The organism is Paraburkholderia translucens, from assembly GCF_020881035.1.
In the GTDB taxonomy this organism is placed as follows: domain Bacteria; phylum Pseudomonadota; class Gammaproteobacteria; order Burkholderiales; family Burkholderiaceae; genus Paraburkholderia; species Paraburkholderia translucens.
In genome coordinates this window covers 493,924-515,918 of sequence record NZ_JAJITC010000001.1, presented here as the reverse complement: position 1 = coordinate 515,918, position 21,995 = coordinate 493,924, and the positions used below count along the sequence as shown (strand labels likewise).

The 21,995-nt window shown below is 63.9% G+C and carries 16 protein-coding genes; 11 read left to right on the top strand and 5 right to left on the bottom strand.

All coding sequences use genetic code 11. The features are described 5' to 3' along the window. Positions 1-2: 2 nt before the first annotated feature. Genes LJ655_RS02330 through LJ655_RS02320 form a run of 3 tightly spaced genes read left to right on the top strand, consistent with a single transcriptional unit; the run spans position 3 to position 1,625 of the window. Positions 3-593, top strand: a complete 591-nt coding sequence (locus LJ655_RS02330; RefSeq protein WP_425605760.1) for a type II secretion system protein — start codon at positions 3-5, stop codon at positions 591-593. A gap of 19 nt (positions 594-612) precedes the next feature. Next, entirely contained in the window at positions 613-1,008 is a 396-nt protein-coding gene (locus LJ655_RS02325; RefSeq protein WP_230559640.1) for a type II secretion system protein, read from the top strand. Beyond that, the gene (locus tag LJ655_RS02320; RefSeq protein WP_230559639.1) at positions 1,005-1,625 is read left to right on the top strand and encodes a type II secretion system protein; all 621 of its coding nucleotides are present in this window, start codon (positions 1,005-1,007) and stop codon (positions 1,623-1,625) included. The genes LJ655_RS02325 and LJ655_RS02320 overlap by 4 nt, the downstream gene beginning before the upstream one ends. 156 nt (positions 1,626-1,781) lie before the next feature. On the opposite strand, the gene phnE is transcribed toward LJ655_RS02320, so the two are convergent. From phnE to phnC, 3 genes are read right to left on the bottom strand one after another with little or no spacing between them, the layout of a single operon-like run. Continuing rightward, positions 1,782-2,597 (bottom strand): phosphonate ABC transporter, permease protein PhnE, encoded by an 816-nt coding sequence (phnE, locus tag LJ655_RS02315; RefSeq protein ID WP_230559638.1) that lies wholly within the window; start codon positions 2,595-2,597, stop codon positions 1,782-1,784. After that, a complete protein-coding gene (gene phnD, locus LJ655_RS02310) occupies positions 2,594-3,571 on the bottom strand; it encodes a phosphonate ABC transporter substrate-binding protein (RefSeq protein WP_230559637.1) in 978 nt (325 codons plus the stop codon). Before phnD ends, phnE begins: the two co-directional genes overlap by 4 nt. Before the next feature lie 60 nt (positions 3,572-3,631). Then, positions 3,632-4,531, bottom strand: coding sequence for a phosphonate ABC transporter ATP-binding protein (phnC, locus tag LJ655_RS02305; protein WP_230559815.1), 900 nt, complete (start codon positions 4,529-4,531; stop codon positions 3,632-3,634). A 314-nt stretch (positions 4,532-4,845) separates the two neighbouring features. On the opposite strand from phnC, the gene LJ655_RS02300 reads away from it, so the two are divergent. The 4 genes from LJ655_RS02300 (at position 4,846) to LJ655_RS02285 (ending at position 12,836) form a co-directional block, all read left to right on the top strand. Continuing rightward, the gene (locus tag LJ655_RS02300) at positions 4,846-5,883 is read left to right on the top strand and encodes a M14 family zinc carboxypeptidase (protein ID WP_230559636.1); all 1,038 of its coding nucleotides are present in this window, start codon (positions 4,846-4,848) and stop codon (positions 5,881-5,883) included. Further along, positions 5,880-6,731 (top strand): alpha/beta fold hydrolase, encoded by an 852-nt coding sequence (locus tag LJ655_RS02295; RefSeq protein ID WP_230559635.1) that lies wholly within the window; start codon positions 5,880-5,882, stop codon positions 6,729-6,731. The genes LJ655_RS02300 and LJ655_RS02295 overlap by 4 nt, the downstream gene beginning before the upstream one ends. A gap of 198 nt (positions 6,732-6,929) precedes the next feature. Continuing rightward, complete coding sequence (locus tag LJ655_RS02290; protein ID WP_230559634.1) at positions 6,930-11,768, top strand: NAD-glutamate dehydrogenase; 4,839 nt, start codon at positions 6,930-6,932, stop codon at positions 11,766-11,768. 162 nt (positions 11,769-11,930) lie between these two features. Continuing rightward, entirely contained in the window at positions 11,931-12,836 is a 906-nt protein-coding gene (locus LJ655_RS02285; protein ID WP_230559633.1) for a cation diffusion facilitator family transporter, read from the top strand. 272 nt (positions 12,837-13,108) lie between these two features. Here the strand turns inward: LJ655_RS02285 and LJ655_RS02280 are convergent, their stop codons facing one another. Continuing rightward, positions 13,109-13,414 carry a DUF4148 domain-containing protein gene (locus LJ655_RS02280; RefSeq protein ID WP_230559632.1) on the bottom strand — a complete coding sequence of 102 codons (306 nt, stop codon included), beginning with the start codon at positions 13,412-13,414 and terminating at the stop codon, positions 13,109-13,111. Positions 13,415-13,623: 209 nt separating this feature from the next. Then, positions 13,624-14,628 carry a LysR family transcriptional regulator gene (locus LJ655_RS02275; RefSeq protein WP_230559631.1) on the bottom strand — a complete coding sequence of 335 codons (1,005 nt, stop codon included), beginning with the start codon at positions 14,626-14,628 and terminating at the stop codon, positions 13,624-13,626. 175 nt (positions 14,629-14,803) lie between these two features. Here LJ655_RS02275 and LJ655_RS02270 point away from each other — a divergent pair, with 175 nt between their 5' ends. Genes LJ655_RS02270 through LJ655_RS02255 form a run of 4 tightly spaced genes read left to right on the top strand, consistent with a single transcriptional unit; the run spans position 14,804 to position 21,770 of the window. Then, the gene (locus LJ655_RS02270; protein ID WP_230559630.1) at positions 14,804-15,670 is read left to right on the top strand and encodes an alpha/beta hydrolase; all 867 of its coding nucleotides are present in this window, start codon (positions 14,804-14,806) and stop codon (positions 15,668-15,670) included. Between the two features lie 34 nt (positions 15,671-15,704). After that, positions 15,705-16,925 carry an efflux RND transporter periplasmic adaptor subunit gene (locus LJ655_RS02265; protein ID WP_230559629.1) on the top strand — a complete coding sequence of 407 codons (1,221 nt, stop codon included), beginning with the start codon at positions 15,705-15,707 and terminating at the stop codon, positions 16,923-16,925. Between the two features lie 41 nt (positions 16,926-16,966). Further along, the gene (locus tag LJ655_RS02260; RefSeq protein ID WP_230559628.1) at positions 16,967-20,152 is read left to right on the top strand and encodes an efflux RND transporter permease subunit; all 3,186 of its coding nucleotides are present in this window, start codon (positions 16,967-16,969) and stop codon (positions 20,150-20,152) included. A 13-nt stretch (positions 20,153-20,165) separates the two neighbouring features. Further along, positions 20,166-21,770, top strand: a complete 1,605-nt coding sequence (locus tag LJ655_RS02255; RefSeq protein WP_230559627.1) for an efflux transporter outer membrane subunit — start codon at positions 20,166-20,168, stop codon at positions 21,768-21,770. The last annotated feature ends 225 nt before the right edge of the window (positions 21,771-21,995 follow it).

Genomic DNA, 21,995 nt, shown 5'->3' with positions numbered 1-21,995 from the left:
CCATGTTCGGCCTCGCGTACTTCGATCAAGACTTCGACCGCATGCGCCACGCGCGCCACGCGGCATCGCGCGGCTTTACGCTGATCGAGCTCGTGGTCACGCTGGCGCTCGTCGGTATTCTGGCGCTCGCCGTCGTGCCATTTTCCCAGTTGATCGTGCAGCGCGAGAAAGAACAGCAACTGAGCGTCGCGTTGCGCGAGATCCGTACGGCACTCGATGCGTACAAGGAAGCCAGCGACGTCGGTCTGATCGACCGTGCGGCGGACGCGTCCGGCTATCCGCCGTCGCTCACGGTGCTGGTGGACGGCGTGAAGAATGCGAAGGACCCGAAGGGTGGCTTGCTGATGTTCCTGCGCCGCGTGCCGCGCGATCCGTTTTTCCCGGGAGATCCCGACACGCCGCCCGAAGACACCTGGAACGTGCGAGCATTTGGCGAACCTCCTGCGCACGCTGATTCCGGCGGCACCGACAGCGAGACCAACAGCAGTAGCAGCGATTCTTCGGGACCGAACGTGGCGGGCAAAGACGTGTTCGACGTGACGTCGAAGTCGGATCGCGTCGGCATCAACGGCATTCCTTATCGTCTGTGGTGAGGACAGAGTGAGCGCGGCCATGATAAGTGCCCATACACGCCAGCGCTGCGCTGGCTTCACGCTGATCGAACTGATCGTCGTGATGGCGATCATCGGATTGCTGCTGTCGATCGCGCTGCCGCGCTATATGCACAGCATCGACCGGGGCAAGGAACAGGTGCGTGCGCAGAACCTCGCTGTGATGCGTGATGCGATCGACAAGTACTACGGCGATAACGGCGTGTATCCTGAGACGCTCGACGTGCTCGTGACGCGTCGCTATCTGCGCTCGATTCCTCTCGACCCCGTGAATGGCGACGACAAGTGGGCCGTGGTCGCTTCGCCGGACGAGACGAAGCCCGGCGTCTATGACATCGTGCCCGCGAGCAGCCCGCAGGCGAGCGCGTCGGATGCGGCAGTGGGAGACGGCAGATGACCATTGCTGGGTCACGTATTCGCTGCGTGAAACGGATGGCAATTCGCTCGACGCGCGAACGCGGTCTCGTGATGCTGACGTTGCTGATCGCGCTCCTGCTGCTGTCGATTGCGCTGATGGGCGCGCTCGACGTCTGGTCGCTTCAGCGCAAACGCGAAGCCGAGCTGCAACTGCTGTTCGTCGGCGATCAATATCGGCTCGCGATACTGCGCTATTACCGCGCAGGACGTGCGCTGCCCGCGTCGATCGACGATCTGCTCAACGACACGCGTGTTCCTGTGCCGCTGCATCATCTGCGGCGCGCCTATGCCGACCCTGTCACCGGCCAGAACGATTGGGTGCTCATCTATCAGGCGGGGCGAATTGGAGGACTACACAGCAGTTCGACCGATGTGCCGATCAAGATCGCGCGTTTTCCTCAGCAATATGAGAACTTCGAAGGGCAGCAGAGTTACGCGGACTGGCAGTTCGTCTATCTTCCACCGGTGCATCACAATACATCGAGTATGAATGGCGCTTCCAGACCGGCCAAGCCCGGTTCGCTCAACGCGCCTTTCGACCCGATGAATAACGGTTTGCCGAGTTTTACACCCCGCAGCCTCGACACGTCCAGGTGACATCTCGCAGGGCTCAACGCGCGTTCGAGCGTCTGCGATCTACCGCACATTGCTCGTGCGAAATGCCCTCGGACCGTTGCCTTTCTTCCATTCCCGGTCTGTGAGATTGACTTGCTCAAGCAAGCGGGGCGACGCCGGCGGTCCGGATTGCCGGCGTCAGATCACGCGCTCGCGCAACCAGGCAGACGCCAGATCGATCAGCGTCACGACGACGATCACCATGATCATCACCGCGGCCGTCTGCGCATAATTGAACGATCGGATCGCTTCGTACAGCACGACACCGATGCCGCCTGCGCCGACCATGCCGACCACCATCGCCGAGCGCACGTTCGACTCGAAGCGATACAGGGCGTAGGAGATCCACAGCGGCAGCACCTGCGGCAGCACCGCATAGACGATTTCGTCTAGGCGCGTCGCGCCGGTCGCGCGCACGCCTTCGGCCGGGCGCGGATCGATCGCCTCGACCGCTTCGGCGAACAGCTTCGCGAGCACGCCCGTCGTATGCACCCACAGAGCGAGCACGCCGGCGAACGGCCCAAGTCCGACCGCGACGATGAACAGCATCGCGAAGACCATTTCGTTGATCGCGCGGCATGCGTCCATCAGACGGCGCATCGGTTGCACGATCCACTGCGGCGCGAGATTGTGCGCGGACATCAGGCCGCACGGCACCGCGCAGACGAGCGAGAGCGCGGTACCCCAGATCGCGACCGATAGCGTGACGTACATCTCATGCGCATAGCTGCGCCATTCGGTGAAATCGGGCGGAAAAAAATCTTTCGCAAACTGACCCATGTTCGCGGAGTCGCTGAGCAGATCGAGCGGACGCATGTCGGCGCCGTGCCACGCGCCGCCGAGAACGGCGAGCACCGCGATCCAGCCGAGCAGCGACCGCCAGCCGCGCTTGCCGGCTTGCTGTTGCGCTTGCTCGGCCTGCGCCGGGGACGTGACCAGATCGGCCGCGTTCATTGCTTTGACTGGGCGCTGCTGAGCGCATTCAGCTTCGCGTCGAGCGCGGCCAGTTGCGACTTGCGATCGCTATCGGACAGATGCGCATCGCTCTCGATCTTCTGCTTCTGCTGGAACAGCACGATCTCGCGAATCGGCAGCAGTTGCTGGTCCGACGATGCTTCGAAGCCGCTGTATTCGGTGATGCGGGCCATCACCGCCTTTTCGTGCGGATCGGTCTTCGCGTAGTTCAGGAAGAACTGGCGCAGCTTGTCCTTCGTCGCTTGCGGCAAGTCCTTGCGCCATACGAGCGGGTCCGATGGAATCAGCGGCGAGGTCCACAACACACGCACCTGCGCGAACTTGTCCGGATGCTCGCGCTTGAGCGTTTCCATCATCATGCTGTTATTGGTCGCGATGTCGATCTTGTTGTTGACGACCGCCAGTAGATTCGCCTCATGGCTCGACGGTAGAACGCTCCTGAACGACGAATTGACCGGCGCGTTGTGCTTCGCAAACAGATAGTAGCCCGGCACCAGCGTGCCCGACGTCGAGTTCGGGTCGCCGAAGCCGAGCGTCACGTCCTTCGTGTTCCTGAACACGTCGTCGAGCGTCTTGAAGCGGCTGTTCACGTTCGTAATGAGCAGCGAGTAGTAGCCGCTGTCGCCGTTCGCGTGTTGCGCCTTGGCAAATACTTCGCCGTTTGAACGATCGACGGCTTCGATCGCCGACGCATTGCCGAAATAGCCGACCTGCACCTTGTTGAAGCGCATGCCTTCGATGATGCCGGCGTAGTCGGTCGCGAAGAACGCCTTCACGTTGAGGCCGGTCTGCTTCTTCATGTCTTCGATCAGCGGTTCCCAGCGCTGCTTGAGCACCGCCGACGAATCGGTCGAGATGATGCCGAGGTTGATGTCTTCGGCATGGGCCGCGGCGACACAGGCGAAGGCGGCAGCGCCGGCTGCGAGCGCGATCAGGGAGCGCAGGAATCTCATCGGTTTGGATCCGGTTGGGTGGACGTAAAGAATCAAAAGCGCGCGACAGCGCGGACGTGTTCAGTTCGACGGCGCGATGCTCAACGCGAACGCATGGCATGCCGACGTGGGGCCGGTGTTCGCGCGAGCCGGAGCGTCATGTGCATCGCGTGTTTCGTCCGCGCCGCGCGTCGTGTCGTCGAGGAGCCCGGACGCGTCGTCGCCGTAGAGCTTCTTGAGCAACACCGGCGTCAGCGCGCTGGAAGGGCCGTCGTAGACCACCTTGCCGCGACGCAACGCGATCGTGCGCGGGCAGTACTGCATCGCGATGTCGACCTGATGCAGCGACACCAGCACGGTGATCCGATGCTCGACGTTCAGCGCGCGCAACATGTCCATCACGCGGCGCGACGATTCGGGATCGAGTGAGGCAATCGGCTCGTCGGCGAGCACGATTTGCGCACGCTGCACGAGCGCCCGCGCGAGCGCGGCGCGTTGCTGCTGACCGCCCGACAGGTTGGCGGCGCGCTCGCGCGCATGTTCGGCGATCCCGACCTCTTGCAGCGCGGCGCGCGACAGTGCGCGTTCCGCGCGTGGGAAGCGGCCGCACAGGCGTCGCCACCACGACAGGCGGGCGAGCGCTCCGATCAGCACGTTGGTTTCGACCGACAGCCGGTTCACCAGGTTGAACTGCTGGAACACGAAGCCGATGTCGCGGCGAATGCTGCGCACTTCGCGCACGATGCGGCCGTTTTGCTGGATCGGCCGACCGAGAATCTCGATCTGCGACGGCTGCGCGTCCGACGCGGTAAAGCCCGCGATATGCCGTAGCAACGTCGATTTTCCCGAGCCCGATGCGCCGATCAGCGCGACCATTTCACCGGGTGCGACGCGCAAATCGATTTCGTCGAGCGCTTTGCGGCCGTTGCCGAACGTCTTGCTCAATCGTTCGATTCGAATAGCTTCGCGGATCGCTTCCATCTCCACTCCCTCGATGCATCCGGACAGTGCCGGCATAGGTGGGGCTCATTCTAGAAAGCGACTGTGACGGTTGAGTGAAGGCATTGCAACGTCTAGACGACTACATCTTTATGTGCGACTTTTCTCGTTGTGTCATGTGTCGTCAGGATGGCAAAACGAAGTCAGCCTAAAGTCAGCGATTCGCACGGAAAGTGACATACGCATGACACGATTCGCGTTCACGCACGCACGCGCTCGCGCGCGCTGACACCTGGCCAGGCTATAGTTCGTCTTCCGGCCGCCCCTAATAATCCCGACACCCCGGTCACGCCGTCATGCCGACTCCATTGAGCTTTCTTCCGGACAGCTTTGCCGAATATGAAGATCTCAAGTCGATACTCGACCAGGGCAGCGCAAGCTTTGAAATTCGCGCCGTCTGCGAGACCGCCGTGCGCGGGCGGCGCTTTTCCGTCTACACCGCGAGCATCGGTTCATCCGATCCGCTCGCGCCGGCCATTGGTTTTTTCGGCGGCATTCATGGGCTCGAGCGAATCGGCTCGCAACTCGTGCTCGACTACATGCGCGCGCTGCTCGCGCGGCTCGAATGGGACGAACTGCTGGTGCGGCAATTGCAGTCCATCCGACTGATTTTTTTGCCGATCGCGAATCCCGGCGGCATGTGGGCATCCACGCGTGCGAATCCGCATGGCGTCGACCTGATGCGCAACGCGCCGCAGAACGCCGACGCGCGGGTGCCGCTGCTTGCGGGCGGGCAGCGCGTCGGCGCGTGGCTGCCCTGGTATCGCGGCCGCGCGGGCGAGCCGATGGAGCCCGAGGCGGCCGCGCTGCTGCAAGTGGTCGGAGCGCAGCTCGCCACGCGGCCGCTGAGTATCGCGCTCGATTGCCATTCCGGCTACGGCTGGAGCGACAGCATCTGGTTTCCGTACGCGCGAACCCGCAAGCAGATGCGGCATCTGCCCGAAATGTACGTATTGAAGAGCATGTTCGAACACGCGCATCCGCACCACGGCTACACGTTCGAGCCGCAAAGCCACCAGTATCTGGTGCACGGCGATCTATGGGACTACGCGTACGACCGCACGCCGGTGCCGAACATCTTCCTGCCGATGACGCTCGAACTCGGCTCGTGGCTGTGGATCAAGAAGAATCCGCGTCAGCTGTTTTCGCGGCAGGACATGTTCAATCCGGTCATGGAGCATCGCACCGCACGCGTGCTGCGGCGCCATGCGAACCTGTTCGACTTCCTCGCGCGCGCGGCGTTTTCGTCGCAGCGCTGGCTGCCGCAAGGCAGCCGCCGCGAGCAGTTGCTGCAATGCGCGCTCGACCATTGGTACAGAACGGATAGCGAATGAGCACGTGGATTCTGCTGCGCGGACTCACGCGCGAAACTCGGCATTGGGGGCATTTGCCGGCTGCCTTGCGCGAGAGTCTGGGTGAGACCTCGGCCAATTGCTCGCGCGATGCAGCGGCGGGCGCAACGGGCCTGCGTTTGCTGCTGCTCGATCTGCCCGGCAACGGCGAGTTCGCGCGGCGGCGCGCACCGGCGAGCGTCGCGGGAATGGTCGCATGCGTGCGGCAGGCGGCGCTGCAAAGCGGCGCGCCGGGCCCCTACAGCATGGTCGCGATGTCACTTGGCGGGATGGTCGCGACCCACTGGGCGCAGCGTCATCCCGGCGAAATCGAACGGCTCGTGCTGATCAATACGAGTATGCGGCCATTCAGCCGCGCGCACGAGCGGCTGCGGCTGTCGGCGTGGCCGGGCCTGCTTCGCGTCGCCGCGCATTGGAGCGATGCGGCCGAGGCGGAGCGCGGCATCCATCGGCTGACGTGCAATAACGTCGACACCTTCGGCGCGGATCTCGATGCGTGGACCGCCATTCGCCGCAGCGCACCGGTGAGCCCCGCCAATGCGTTGCGGCAATTGTGGGCGGCCGCGCGTTTCCGCGCCGCGCCTGCCGCGCCGGGCTGTGCGCTTCTGATTCTGTCTTCGCAGGCCGATGGGCTCGTGGACCCCATTTGCTCGGCGAAGCTCGCAGCGGCGTGGGGCGCGCCGCATCGCGAGCATCCGTGGGCCGGCCACGATCTGCCGCACGACGATCCCGCGTGGACCGCCGCGCAGATTCGCGCGTGGCTCGCCCAGCCAGCCGAAACAGGGGATGCGGCCGCGCCGGCACCGGGGGCCGCCAGGCCCGCGCGTTGAGCCGCGCACGGCATTGCCGCGACGCAGCGACGGCGCGTCTTTCCGCGGCGCTTTCGCGCATCTTCGACGAGCCGTCAGCGGGTATTACCTGACCGCGGGCATCGGCCGTATCGCGTACGGCAGGCGCATAATTCCTGTTCAGCCGTTGCCTGCGAATCACGCGACACTCACCATTGCCGCCAGCCAGGGGAGTCGATCATGCAAGCAAAGAACGAAGAGGCCGTCACGCACCTGCTGAACGATGTCGTCGAATTTGCCCGGGGGCGATTGCCCGAGCCGACCTTCAGCATCGTCGAACCGTTCCTGCGGCATTACTACGATTTCGTCGACGCGGGCGATCTGCAAAGCCGCTCGATCGCCGATCTCTACGGCGCGGCGCTCGCGCACTGGCAAACTGCGCAGCGCTTCGTGCCGGGAGAGCAGCGCCTGCGCGTCTATAACCCGATCCTCGAACAGCATGGCTGGCATTCCGATCACACGGTGATCGAGCTCGCCAACGACGACATGCCGTTCCTCGTCGACTCGGTTTCGATGGCGGTCAACCGGCATGGGCTCGCGCTGCATTCGGTCGTGCATCCGGTGTTTCGCATCTGGCGCGCGCCGGACGGCAGCATCGCGCGCGTGAGCCAGGGCGCCGAAGATGCCGGCGATACGCGCTCCCATCTGACTTCGTGCATCCATTTCGAGGTCGATCGTTGTGGCGATGCCGCAAAACTCGACGCGCTGCGCGACGACATCGCGCGCGTGCTCGGCGACGTGCGCGCGGCGGTGGAGGACTGGCCAAAGATCGTCGAGCGCGCCAGGCAGACGATTCAGGATATGAAGGTGCGCGAGACCAGTCCCGAGGGCGTCGAAGCGCGCGCGTTCGTCGAATGGATGGTCGCCGATCATTTCACGTTCCTCGGCCAACGTGACTACGAACTGGTCGAGCAGGACGGCGGCTACGGTTTGCGGGCGGTCGCGGGCTCCGGCCTCGGCATTCTGCGCGATGCGCCGCGCCCGGCTGGCGCGGCGGAAGTCACGCCGTTGCCCCCGGCGGCCGCGGAGATTGTCACCGGGTCGTCGCCGATCTTTCTGACCAAGGCCAATTCGCGCGCGACGGTGCACCGGCCCGGCTATCTCGACTATGTCGGCATCAAGCTGAGCGGCGCGGATGGCAAGGTGACGGGCGAAAGACGGTTCATCGGCCTGTACACATCGACCGCTTATTTCGTGTCGGCCGCGGAGATTCCGATCGTGCGGCGCAAATGCGCGAATATCGTGAGACGGGCCGCCTTCTTGCCGAAGGGTCATCTGGCGAAGTCGCTGGTGACGGTGCTCGAAACCTATCCGCGCGACGAACTGTTCCAGGCCGACGAGGATCAGCTGTACGACATCGCGCTCGGCGTGCTGCGGTTGCAGGAGCATCAGCGCACGCGGCTGTTCGTTCGGCGCGATCGCTTCGATCGCTTCGTGTCGTGCCTCGTGTTCGTGTCGCGCGACAAGTACAACACCGATCTGCGGCAACGCACCGCCAACCTGCTCGCTGAGGCATTCAATGGCGAGAACGTCGAATTCACGCCGCTGCTGTCGGAGTCGACGCTCGCGCGGATTCATTTCGTCGTCCATGCCAAACCGGGCGGCATGCCCGAAGTCGATACGCGTGAGCTCGAAGCGCGCCTCGTGCAGGTCGCGCGCCGCTGGCAGGACGATCTGGCCGACGCCTTGCTCGACGCGTACGGCGAAGAGCACGGCAACCGTTTGCTGCAGCATTACGGCGCTTCGTTTCCCGCTGGCTATCGCGACGACTATCCGGCGCGCACGGCCGTGCGCGACATCGAACTGATCGAGCGCGTGCAGGGCAGCGAGCGGCTCGCGATGAACCTGTACAGGCCGATCGAATCAGGACCGCGCGCGTTCCGCTTCAAGGTGTATCGCGCGGGCTTGCCGATCGCGCTGTCGCGCAGCCTGCCGATGCTCGAACATCTCGGCGTGCGTGTCGATGAAGAGCGGCCTTATCTGATCGAAGCGTTGGGCGCGACGCCCGCCTGGATTCACGACTTCGGTCTCGAACTGGCCGACGATGCCGAGTTCGATATCGAGCGGGTGAAAGATCTGTTCGAGCAGGCGTTCGAGCAGGTTTGGACTGGCGCGATAGAGAGCGACGACTTCAATCGTCTCGTGTTGCGCGCGCACCTCAATGCGCGCGAGGTGACGATTCTGCGAGCGTACGCGAAGTACTTGCGGCAGGTCGGTTCGACGTTCAGCGACGCGTATATCGAACGCGCGGTGACCGGCAACCCGGCGATTGCGCGCATGCTCGTCGAGCTGTTCATCGCGCGCTTCGATCCGGCTCTCGGCGACGTGCGCGAGGCTCGCGTCGATAGTTGTCTCCAGACGATCGAGAGCGCGCTCGACCAGGTGCCGAATCTCGACGAGGACCGCATCCTGCGACAGTTTCTCGGCGTCATCAAGGCGACCAAGCGCACCAACTACTACCGCTATGACGCCCAGGGGCAACCGAAGCCGTACCTGTCGTTCAAGTTCGATCCCGCGCAAGTGCCCGGCTTGCCCGAGCCGAAGCCGATGTTCGAGATCTGGGTCTATTCGCCGCGCGTCGAGGGCGTGCACCTGCGGGGCGGGCGCGTCGCGCGCGGCGGCTTGCGCTGGTCGGATCGGCGCGAAGATTTCCGCACGGAAGTGCTCGGCCTGATGAAGGCGCAGATGGTGAAGAACGTCGTGATCGTGCCGGTCGGCTCGAAGGGCGGCTTCGTCGTCAAGAATCCCCCGCCGCCGAGCGAGCGCGATGCGTGGATGCGCGAAGGTGTCGCCTGCTATCAGACCTTCCTGCGCGGCTTGCTCGACGTCACCGACAATCTCGCGGGAACGGACGTCGTGCCACCGCCCGACGTGGTGCGTCACGATCCCGACGACCCGTATCTGGTGGTCGCCGCCGACAAGGGCACGGCCACGTTCTCCGACTACGCGAACGCGATCTCGCAGGAATACGGCTTCTGGCTCGACGACGCTTTCGCGTCGGGCGGCTCGGTCGGCTACGACCACAAGAAAATGGGCATCACCGCGCGCGGCGCGTGGGAGTCGGTCAAGCGACACTTCCGCGAGATGGGCGTCGACACGCAGAGCCAGGACTTCACGGTGGTCGGTATCGGCGATATGTCGGGCGACGTGTTCGGCAACGGCATGCTGTTGTCGCCGCATATCAAGCTGCTCGCCGCGTTCGATCACCGGCATATCTTTCTCGATCCGAATCCCGATCCGGCCGCGAGCATGGCGGAGCGCGCGCGGCTCTTCATGCTCGAACGTTCGAGTTGGGCCGATTACGATCCGTCGCTGATCTCGGCGGGCGGTGGCGTATTTCCGCGCAGCGCGAAGACGATACCGCTGTCGGCGGCGGTGCAGTCGGTGCTCGGCATCAGCGCCACGGCGCTCTCGCCGGCCGAGCTGATGCGCGCGATTCTGCAGGCGCCCGTCGATCTGCTTTATAACGGCGGCATCGGCACCTATGTGAAGGCGAGCCGCGAAACGAATCAGCAGGCGGGTGATCGTGCGAACGACGCGATCCGCGTGAACGGCGCCGATCTGCGCTGCAAGGTGGTGGCCGAGGGCGGCAATCTCGGCTTGACGCAACTCGGGCGCATCGAGTTCGCGCAGCACGGCGGCCGCATCAATACCGATGCGATCGACAACTCGGCGGGAGTCGATTGTTCCGACCACGAAGTCAACATCAAGATTCTGCTCGGCCTCGTCGTCGCCGATGGCGAGATGACGCAGAAGCAGCGCAATACATTGCTTGCCGAAATGACCGATGAAGTCGGTCTGCTCGTGCTGACGGACAACTACTATCAGACGCAGGCTTTGTCGGTTGCGGGCCGTTTTGGCGTGGAACTGCTCGATGCCGAGGCGCGTTTGATGCGCTATCTGGAGAAGGCGGGGCGGCTCAATCGCGGGATCGAATTTTTGCCCACCGACGAGGACATCGCCGAGCGCATCGCGGCGAAGCAGGGCCTGACGACCCCCGAGCGTGCGGTACTGCTTGCGTACAGCAAGATGTGGCTGTATGACGCGCTGCTCGAATCGTCGATGCCGGAAGACCCGCTCGTCAGCGACATGTTGATCGAGTACTTTCCGAAGCCCCTACGGCAGCGTTTCCGCGAACCGATGCAGCGCCATCCGCTGCGCCGCGAAATTCTCGCGACGCATCTGACCAATGCGCTCGTGAACCGGGTCGGCTGCGAGTTCGTGCATCGGCTGATGGAGGAAACCGATGCGCAGCCCGGCGATATCGTGCGTGCGTGCATCATGGCGCGCGACGTATTCGATCTCGAACAGATCTGGCGCAGCATCGACGCGCTCGATAACCGCGTCGCCGACGACGTGCAGGCACGGATGTTCGCCGACGTCGCGCGGCTCGTCGAACGCTCGGCGCTGTGGTTCCTGCGGCATTTGCATTCGGGTGTGGCGGACGACGACGTGAGCGGCCTGCTCGCACGCTGTCGCGATGCCGCGCAGCGTCTCGCGCCGCAATGGCCGGCGCTGTTGCCGGGCGCGGATCTCGAAGCGTTGTCGGAGCGGCAACGCGCATACGTCGACGCCGGTGTCGATAGCGATCTCGCGGTGCGTATCGCGAGCGGCGAGGTGTCGGCCGCTTTGCTCGATATCGCCGAAGTCGCGTCGACGTGCGGGCGCAATCTCGAACAGGTCGCGGGCGTCTACCTCGCGCTCGGCACTCTGCTGAACTACAGTTGGATCAGCCAACGTGCCGCCTCATTGCCGGCGCCGACGCATTGGGACATGCTTGCGCGCGCATCGGCGCTCGCCGAACTCGCACGGCTCAAGCGCGCGCTGACCACCAGCGCACTGGCCGGCGCGACCGATGCATCGACGCCGGAGTCGCTCGTGCAAAGGTGGCGCGACGCACGCGCGGTTCCGCTCGAGCGCTATACGCGTTTGCTGACCGAACTGCGCGCGACGGGCGGCGCGAGCCTGTCGGTGCTGCTGGTGGTCGTGCGGGAGATGGCGGCGCTCGAGAGGGCGTGAGTAGAGCGAATGGCGTAAACGACGACTTGGGAACTGGCGGTGCGGCGGCGCACCAGGTCTGATCGGTGCGAGCCGATGCGTCGTTGTCGTCCATAATATCGGGTACTTGCCGATCGTTTCGATCGTGCGGTATCCAGCACACTCACGGACGCCCGCCAGCAGATGAAAGAAGAATCACCGAAAGCCATTTTCTACGCACTCGCAGCCAACGTCGGCATCGCCGCTTGCAAGTTCGCCGCGGCGGCGTTCACCGGGTCCGGCTCCATGTTCGCCGAAGCAATTCACTCCACTGCCGACTGCGGCAATCAATTGCTCCTGCTATTCGGGCTGCGCGAAGCGCGCAAGCCGGTAAGCCCTTTGCATCCGATGGGCAGCGGCCGCGAGATCAACTTCTATTCGCTGCTGGTTGCGTTGCTGCTGTTTTTCGTCGGCGGCGCGTTTTCGGTGTACGAGGGCGTTCATCGGCTGATTGCGCGCGAGCCGTTGCAATACGCGTTCGTCGCGTTGGTGGTGCTCGGCGTGTCGGTGGTGCTCGAATCGCTGTCGTTGTGGGGCGCGGTCAAGGAGATTCGCAAGTCGCATCCGGATAAAGATTTGTGGCGCTGGTTTCGCGAGACGCGCGAATCGGATCTGCTGGTCGTGGCGGGCGAGGACATCGCCGCGCTATTCGGTCTCGCGATCGCATTCGTCGCCGTGCTATCGACGATGGTGACCGGCAACCCTGTGTATGACGCGCTCGGCTCGGTAGGGGTTGGTCTTCTGCTCATGACCATCGCGTGGCTGATCGCGCGTGAAGTGAAGTCGATGATCGTCGGTGAATCGGCGAGCCCGGAAGTGCGCAGCGCGATCGACGCACATCTGCGCGCGCGTCCCGAGATTCGCGACATCATCAACATGATCACGTTGCAGTGGGGGCGTCACGTGGTGGTGGCGGTGCAGGCGGAAATGATCGACTATCCGAGCGGCCGCGCGATGGTCGATGCGATCAACATCGTCGAGGCCGATCTGCAGGCCACGTTTCCGCAGGTGCGCTGGGTATTCTTTGAGCCGGACGTGCGGCGCCAGTAAGGCTTCTTCTGCAGCACCCACGCTAACGCGACCTGCGCGCGCGGCACGCCGCGCTCCTTCGCGATCTCGCTGACGCATTGGCTTTCGGCAGTCTCAATGGCAATACGCCCGCGAAGCCACTCCGCGGGCGCATGACGGCGAGTGCCGTGAACGACGGGCTAACGCTCAATGCTGGACTGGACGATACGGAGTCCACACGGGCGTGTTGTTATCCCATTCATCGAGTTCAGATGGTGTCATGATGTTCTCCTTGTCTAAGGCTTTCCAACTCGTTACTGGCCTTTCGCGACGCGCGTCACTTCGCCGTTCCTACCTTCCTGCAGCGCAATGCGCGCCGCTTGCGTCTGGCCGATCAGGCCTTTGTCCGGATACGAGGTGCGATTGAGCGAGGGCAAAGAGCCATCGCGATACGCGGCGACCAGTTCGGCCTTGACCTCCGCGCGAGTCTTCGTGCTTGCGCTTGGCGCCGGTTGCGTGTCATACGTTCCCGCACGGCCGATGCCGCCACCGCCTTGCGCGAATGCCGGAACACTGACCAGCAGCGAAAGAGCGAGGCCTGCCAGCAGATTGCGTTTCATGATCCACTCCTGTCGATTCAATTGCAGCGCTATGGCGCTGCGACAGGGTGAAATGTAGACGTCGATGCGGTACGGATAAATCGTGGTTTTGCGAAATGAATAGTCGCGATTCAGGAACAATCGCGGAATGGCTTGAAGAAGCAGCGTGATTGCACCGGTGCCGCGGCATTGGCGCCGCGGCTGGAATTCAATGTTTCACTTCCCGTACTTCATGCGACCCATTCGTTGATCACCGGTGTGTCGAGTGCCGGCGCGGACTCACGCTGCTCGAACGTGCGCTTCGTGCAGGTTGCGTCGAGGCTGCCGCGTCCGCTCAGCAATGGGCAACGATCGAACAACTCTGCAATCCAGTCTACGAAAACACGGACTTTCGGCGACAGATGACGACTGTGCGGATAGACTGCCGAAATTGGCATCGGCAGTGGTTTCAGTTCCGGCAGCACTTCGACGAGTTGACCCGAACGCAGATGCGGCAGCACCATGAAGAGCGCTGGCTGAATCAGGCCGAAGCCTTCGAGTCCGCAGGTCACGTAGGCATCGGCGTCATTGACCGACACGATGCTCTTCATCTTCACTTCCACCTCGTTGCCGTTCACCAGGAACGCCCAATCGATCGTGCGTCCCGTACGGCTCGAGAAGTAGTTGACGGCTTTGTGATTGTCGAGATCTTCGAGCGAAGTGGGCATGCCCGCGCGCTTGATGTACTCGGGTGCCGCGCAGGTCACGCCCTCGAACAGACCGATGCGCCGCGCGACCAGCGAGGAATCCTGTAGCGCGCCGACGCGTACGACGCAATCGACACCTTCCTGCAGCAGATCGACGGGGCGGTCGGTCAGGCCCAGTTGCAGATCGATGTCCGGATAGCGCGTGTGGAATTCGCACAGCGCGGGAATCACGAGCAGGCGGCCAATCGCGCCCGGCATGTCGATGCGCAACTTGCCGTGCGGTTTCTTGTTACCGCTCTGAAAGCTCGCCTCGGTCTCTTCGACGTCCGCGAGAATGCGCACGCAGCGCTCGTAGTACGCGGCGCCGTCGGGCGTCAGCGACAGGCGCCGGGTGGTCCGGTGCATCAGCCGCGTGCCGAGAAACGCTTCGAGGTTCTGAATAATCGTAGTAACCGATGCGCGCGGCAGATCGAGCGTTTCCGCCGCACGGGTAAAGCTGTTGGTGTCGACGACACGTGTGAACACTTGCATGGCCTGAAGCCGGTCCATTGCAAACCTCCAGAAGGGGCGCGTGCGCAGGCGGGAATGGAGTCCGCAAAAACAATCGGAAGCTGATTGTTCAAACGCACCGAATTGTGTTGCCGGATTATAGGCATTTATTTGCGAGTCTGCCGAACCCACAATTCGCACCATCGAGGTTCTATGCGTATTTGCGCGGCACGACATGGATGCATTCAAATCGCCTTACCCGCCTGTTTCCACCGGCGATTGCGCCGAAGACACTGGCGCGCAGGCCAATGGCGCAACACTGGAAGTCACCGACGTGCAAATCGGCGGCTACGCTCAGCCCATTACGTTGCGTCTTTACCGGCTGACGAAAAAGACCGGATTGCCGGTATTGCTTTATTTTCACGGCGGCGGCTTCACGAAGGGCTCTATCGAATACGCCGACTTCGCCGCGCGGTATTTCGCAGAGCACTTACCGGCGCTCGTCGTGTCGGTCGGCTACTCGCTCGCGCCGCGGTTCCCGTTTCCGGCAGCGCCTGAAGACGCGCATCGCGCGGCGCTGTGGGTCCAGACGCGAGCACGCGCATTTGGTGGCAATAGCAGAAAGATCGGCGTGGCGGGGCATGACGCGGGCGGCCAACTCGCCAACTGTCTCGCGTTCATCGGACGCGATCGTGGCGACGTGCAGATCAGCGCGCAGGCGCTGTTCGGGCCGATGCTCGATCCGAGCCTGACGCGGCTCGGCGACGAGCGGCGGCTCGGCTCGGACATCACGGCGCGCGAGTGCGCCGCGTGTTATCGCGCGTACCTGCCGCAAGCCTCGCAGCGCATGCATCCGTATGCGGCGCCGCTGGAATCGTCGCGGCTCGCCGGCTTGCCGGCCACGCTGATCGCGACCGCGCAGAACGACGTGCTGCATGTCGAGGCCGAGAAGTATGCAAGCAACCTGATCGACGCGGGCGTGCATACCCAGGTGGTGCGCTATCCGAGCGTCTCTCACGCGGCGCTCGCCGATCATCCGCCCGCGTTGCAGGAAGCGGTGCGCTTTTTTCAGTGGCGTTTCGACGCGCGCGCTCATCGATAAACAGGAATTCAATCAACGATACCGGGAGCTACACATGACTATCCTTCCTCTTTCCCGCCGCCGCGTTGCGTTAGCCGCCGTGGTCGTCGTCGTTCTTGCCGGGCTTGGCACATTCGGCGCGATTCGTGTGGATGCAAGCTCGCCGGCCGCACCCACCATCGTGCCGGAAGTCGACGTCGCCACTGTGGTGCAGAAGACCATCACCGACTGGCAGTCCTACTCGGGCCGGCTCGAAGCCGTCCAGAAAGTGGACGTGCGTTCGCAGGTGCCGGGCACGATCGTGTCGGTCAACTTCAAGGACGGCGCGCTCGTCAAGCAGGGCGACACGCTGTTCGTGATCGATCCGCGTCCGTACGTGGCCGAAGTCGATCGCGCGGAGGCGCAGCTGGCGGCCGCGCAGGCGCGCACCGGCTACACGCAAAGCGACTGGGAACGCGCGCAGCGGCTCATCGTCGACAACGCGATCGCCAAACGCGACTACGACGAGAAGCAGAACGCCGCGCGCGAGGCGAGCGCGAACCTGAAGGCCGCCCAAGCCGCGCTGGAAACCGCGCGCATCAATCTCGGCTACACGAAGATCGTCGCGCCGGTGTCGGGCCGCGTGTCACGCGCGGAGATCACGGTGGGCAATGTCGTGTCGGCGGGCGCGAACTCGGCACCGCTGACGACGCTCGTCTCGGTGTCGCCGATCTACGCGTCGTTCGACGCGGACGAGCAGACCTACCTGCAATACCTGAGCCGCGCGAAGGACGGCGCCAAGGTGCCGGTCGAACTCGGTCTCGCCGATGAATCCGGCTACTCGCGCAGCGGCACCATCGAGTCGGTCGACAACCGGCTCGATACATCGTCGGGCACCATCCGCGTGCGCGCGAAGTTCGACAACGCCGACGGCTCACTGATTCCTGGCCTCTACGCGCGCGTGAAGGTAGGCGGCAGCGCCCCGCATCCGGCGCTATTGATCGATGATGCCGCGATCGGCACCGACCAGGACAAGAAGTTCGTGCTGGTCGTCGATCAGGGCAACCACGCCGTCTATCGCGAGATATCGACAGGCGCGATGCAAGGCAATCTGCGCGTCGTCAAGGACGGATTGAAGCCGGGCGAGCGCATCGTCGTCAACGGCATCCAGCGCGTGCGTCCCGGTGATGCGGTGCGCGCTCACATGGTGCCGATGACGACCGACGACGATCCGAACAGCGCGCCGCTCGCGCAGTCGCGCGCCAAGGCGGACGCCGGCGCGAAGGGCAATTCGTGAGCCGCATGCTCCAACCGCACGCTCCAAGTTAAGAGCTTCCAATGAACATATCCAAATTCTTCATCGATCGCCCGATCTTTGCAGGCGTGCTATCGGTTTTGATCCTGCTCGGGGGCATCATCTCGCTGTTCAAGCTGCCCATTTCGGAGTATCCGGAAGTGGTGCCGCCTTCGGTGGTGGTTCACGCGCAGTATCCGGGCGCGAATCCGAAGGTGATCGCCGAGGCGGTCGCCGCGCCGCTCGAAGAGCAGATCAACGGCGTCGAGAACATGCTGTACATGCAGTCGCAGGCGAATAGCGACGGCAATCTGACGCTCACGGTCACGTTCAAGCTAGGCACCGATCCGGACCTCGCAACGCAACTCGTGCAGAACCGCGTCAATCAGGCGCTGCCGCGTCTGCCGGAAGACGTGCAGCGGCTCGGCGTGACGACGATCAAGAGTTCGCCGACGCTGACGATGGTCGTGCACCTGATCTCGCCGAACGATCGCTACGACATGACGTACCTGCGCAATTACGCGCTGCTCAACGTGAAGGATCGGCTCGCGCGGATTCAGGGCGTCGGCGAAGTGCAGTTGTGGGGCTCGGGCGATTACGCGATGCGTATCTGGCTCGACCCGCAGAAGGTCGCGCAACGCGGATTGACTGCCACTGAAGTCGTCAACGCGATCCGCGAGCAGAACATTCAGGTCGCGGCCGGTGTGATCGGTGCATCGCCGTCGGTGCCGGGCACGCAGTTGCAGTTGTCGGTGAATGCGCGCGGCCGTCTGAAGACCGAGAGCGAATTCGGCGACATCATCGTGAAGACCGCGCCGGATGGCGGTGTGACCTATCTGCGCGACATCGCGCGTATCGAGCTCGCGGCGTCGGAATATGGCCTGCGTTCGTTGCTCGATAACAAACCCGCGGTTGCGCTTGCGATCAATCAGGCGCCAGGTGCGAACTCGCTCGCCATTTCCGAGCAGGTGCGCGCGGCGATGAAGGAGCTCGCCGAAGACATGCCGGCCGGCGTCGAATACCGGATCGTCTACGATCCGACGCAGTTCGTGCGCTCGAGTATCGAGGCGGTCATCCATACGCTGCTCGAAGCGATTGCGCTCGTGGTGCTCGTCGTGATCGTGTTCCTGCAGACGTGGCGTGCGTCGATCATTCCGTTGATCGCGGTGCCGGTGTCGATCGTCGGTACGTTCTCGCTGCTGCTTGCGTTCGGCTTTTCGATCAACGCATTGTCGCTGTTCGGGATGGTGCTCGCGATCGGTATCGTCGTCGACGATGCGATCGTCGTGGTGGAGAACGTCGAGCGCAACATCGAAAGCGGGCTCAGTGCGAGGGATGCGACCTATAAGGCGATGCGCGAAGTGAGCGGGCCGATCATCGCGATTGCGCTCACGCTCGTCGCCGTGTTCGTGCCGCTTGCGTTCATGACCGGTCTCACGGGTCAGTTCTACAAGCAGTTCGCGATGACCATCGCGATCTCGACGGTGATCTCCGCGTTCAACTCGCTGACCCTGTCGCCGGCGTTGTCCGCATTGCTGTTGCGCAGCCATGGCGAGAAGGAGGACTGGCTGACGCGCGTGATGAACCGTGTGCTCGGTGGCTTCTTCAAGCGTTTCAACAAGGTCTTTCATCGCGGTTCGGAAGCCTACGGTCGTGGCGTGACCGGCGTGCTGCGTCGCAAGGGCGCGATGCTCGCGGTGTACGCGATTCTCGTCGGCGCGACGGTGCTGGTTGCGCGGATCGTGCCGGGCGGCTTCGTGCCCGCGCAGGACAAGGAGTATCTGATCGCGTTCGCGCAGTTGCCGAACGGTGCGTCGCTCGATCGCACGGAGAAGGTGATCCGCGATATGAGCGCGATCGCGCTGAAGCAGCCGGGCGTCGAAAGCGCGGTGGCGTTCCCTGGTTTGTCGGTGAATGGCTTCACGAATAGTTCGAGCGCGGGCATCGTGTTCGTCACGCTGAAGCCGTTCAAGGAGCGCGGCGACAGAAAGCTCTCGGCGGGCGCGATCGCCGGTGCGTTGAATCAGCAGTACGGCGCGATCAAGGACTCGTTCGTCGCGGTGTTTCCGCCGCCGCCGGTGCTCGGCCTCGGCACGCTTGGCGGCTTCAAGATGCAGCTCGAAGATCACGGCGCGCTCGGTTACGCCGAACTCAATAAGGCTGCCGAAGCATTCGTGAAGCGCGCGGCGCAAACGACTGAACTAGGGCCGACCTTCTCCAGCTATCAGATCAACGTGCCGCAACTGAACGTCGATCTCGATCGCGTGAAGGCGAAGCAGCTCGGCGTGCCGGTTACCGACGTGTTCGACACGATGCAGATCTATCTGGGCTCGCTGTATGTGAACGACTTCAATCGCTTCGGCCGCGTGTATCAGGTGCGCGTGCAGGCGGATGCGCCGTTCCGCCAACGCGCCGACGACATCCTGCAACTAAAGACGCGCAATGCGGCAGGCGAGATGGTGCCGTTGTCGTCGCTCGTCACGGTAACTCCGACGTACGGACCGGAGATGGTGGTGCGCTACAACGGCTACACGGCGGCCGACATCAACGGCGGCCCGGCCCCCGGCTATTCCTCGGGACAGGCGCAGGCCGCGGCGGAGCGCGTGGCCGCCCAGGTGCTGCCGCGTGGCGTGAAGCTCGAATGGACGGACCTGACCTATCAGCAGATCCTCGCCGGCAACGCGGGCTTGTGGGTATTCCCGATCAGCGTGCTGCTCGTGTTCCTCGTGCTGGCCGCATTGTACGAAAGCCTGACGCTGCCGCTCGCGGTGATCCTGATCGTGCCGATGAGCGTGCTGTCCGCGCTGACTGGCGTGTGGCTCACTGGCGGCGACAACAACATCTTCACGCAGATCGGTTTGATGGTGCTGGTGGGGCTGTCGGCGAAGAACGCGATCCTGATCGTCGAATTCGCGCGTGAGCTCGAACACGACGGGCGCACGCCGCTGCAGGCCGCAATCGAGGCGAGCCGCATGCGTCTGCGGCCGATTCTGATGACGTCGATCGCATTCATCATGGGCGTGGTGCCGCTGGTGCTGTCGAGCGGCGCCGGCTCGGAGATGCGTCACGCGATGGGCGTCGCAGTGTTCTTCGGCATGCTCGGGGTGACGCTGTTCGGCCTGATGCTGACGCCGGTGTTCTACGTGGTGCTGCGTTCGCTCGCGGGCGGGACGGTTCACGTCGCGCAGAAGGATGCGCCGCGCTATGGCGCGCCCGTTACGGACGCCTGAGGAGAAAACAACAATGAAACGGTTTGAATCTCGCTTTGACTCTTTGCGCGGATGGGGCCGCGCGGCCGCAAGCGGTCTGCTGATCGCACTGCTGGCCGCATGTTCGGTGGAGCCGGCGTATAAGCGGCCCGACGTCGAGACGCCTGCGGCGTTCAAGGAAGCGCCTGCGGCGGCGACGGGTTCGGCTGCATCGGTAGAAAACACCGGCACGTGGAAACCGGCGCAGCCCGCCGACGATGCGCTGCGCGGCGAATGGTGGAAGGTGTTCGGCGACCCGCAGCTCGACGCGCTCGAAGAGCAGGCCGCCGCCGCGAACCAGGACCTGAAGGCAGCGGCCGCCCGTGTGCAGCAGGCACGCGCGGTCACGCAGGCGGCGAAGTCCGACTGGTTCCCGAAGTTCGACGCGGGCTTCGGCCCGACGCGCGAGCGCGCCTCGGCGGCGTCGCAATTCCTGCCGGATAGCGCGGGTGGCACGACGGGCACGATCTGGCGCGCGCAGGTCGGTGCGTCGTACGAAGCGGATCTGTTCGGGCGGGTCAGCTCGAACGTCAACGCGGCGCGCTCGGACGAGCAGCAGAGCGAAGCGCTGTTCCGTTCGGTTCAGTTGTCGTTGCAGGCGGATGTCGCGCAGAACTACTTCCAGTTGCGCGAGCTCGACACGGACCAGGACCTGTATCGCCGCACCGTCGCATTGCGCGAGGACTCGCTGAAGCTCGTCGAGCGGCGCTTCAGGGAAGGCGAAGTCAGCGAGCTGGATCTGTCGCGCTCGCGTAACGAGCTCGCGAGCGCGCGTGCCGATGCGGTAGGCGTCGCGCGGCAACGGGCGGCCTCGGAGCATGGTCTCGCGATTCTGCTCGGCAAGCCGCCCGCGGATTTCACGTTCGCGGAAGCGCCGCTTGCGCCCGTGACGGTGCGCGTGCCCCCGGGACTGCCGTCGGCACTGCTCGAACGCCGGCCGGACATCGCGGCGGCCGAACGCGCGATGCAGGCAGCGAATGCGCGCGTCGGGCTCGCCAAGTCGGCGTTCTTCCCGAAGCTCGACATCACCGGCACGTTCGGCTTTGAATCGGCGACGCTCGGCAATCTGTTCATGTGGTCGAGCCGGGCGTTCATCCTCGGTCCGTTTGCGGGCACTGCGCTGACGGTGCCGATTTTCCATGGCGGTCAACTCCAGGCCAATCTCGCGCAGGCGCGTTCGAAGTACGACGAGGACGTCGCGCAGTATCGTCAGCAGGTGCTCGTGGCGTTCCGTGAAGTCGAGGACAACCTTGCCGATCTGCGCTTGCTCGACGATCAGATTCGCGAGCAGAACGACGCAGTCGGCGCGTCGCAGCGCGCCGCGCATCTGTCGAGCACGCAGTACACGGAGGGCGCGGTCAGCTATCTCGACGTGATCGATGCCGAGCGGCAGGTGCTGCAGTCGCAATTGCAGGCGAGCCATCTGACGGGTACGCAGGCCGTCGCGACCGTGAATCTGATTCGTGCGCTCGGTGGCGGTTGGGGCGATGTGACGGCGGGACAGACGACGGTGGGGGCGGCGGCGGTGCCGGTTGATGCTCACGGCGCCACGGCTGCGGCCGTATCCGTTTCTACGCAACAGCAGGTGGCGAAGCGCTGAATGGCTGACCTTGCTGGCGAGCGTTTCACGAGCTTCATCCCCACGCCGGGCGACGCGCAAGCGCCGCCCGGCGTTTTTCCTGCAAATCTTTTTTCGCGCTTTCCTTGTGCAAATCGCTTGGTAGACCCTGTGCGCGCCGCTCTTTATCATCGTCGATCCGGCCAACGACGACCCAGGGGCAAGCAAGTGACTTTCGTGCATGACGGCATCGAGCACATTCGCGAG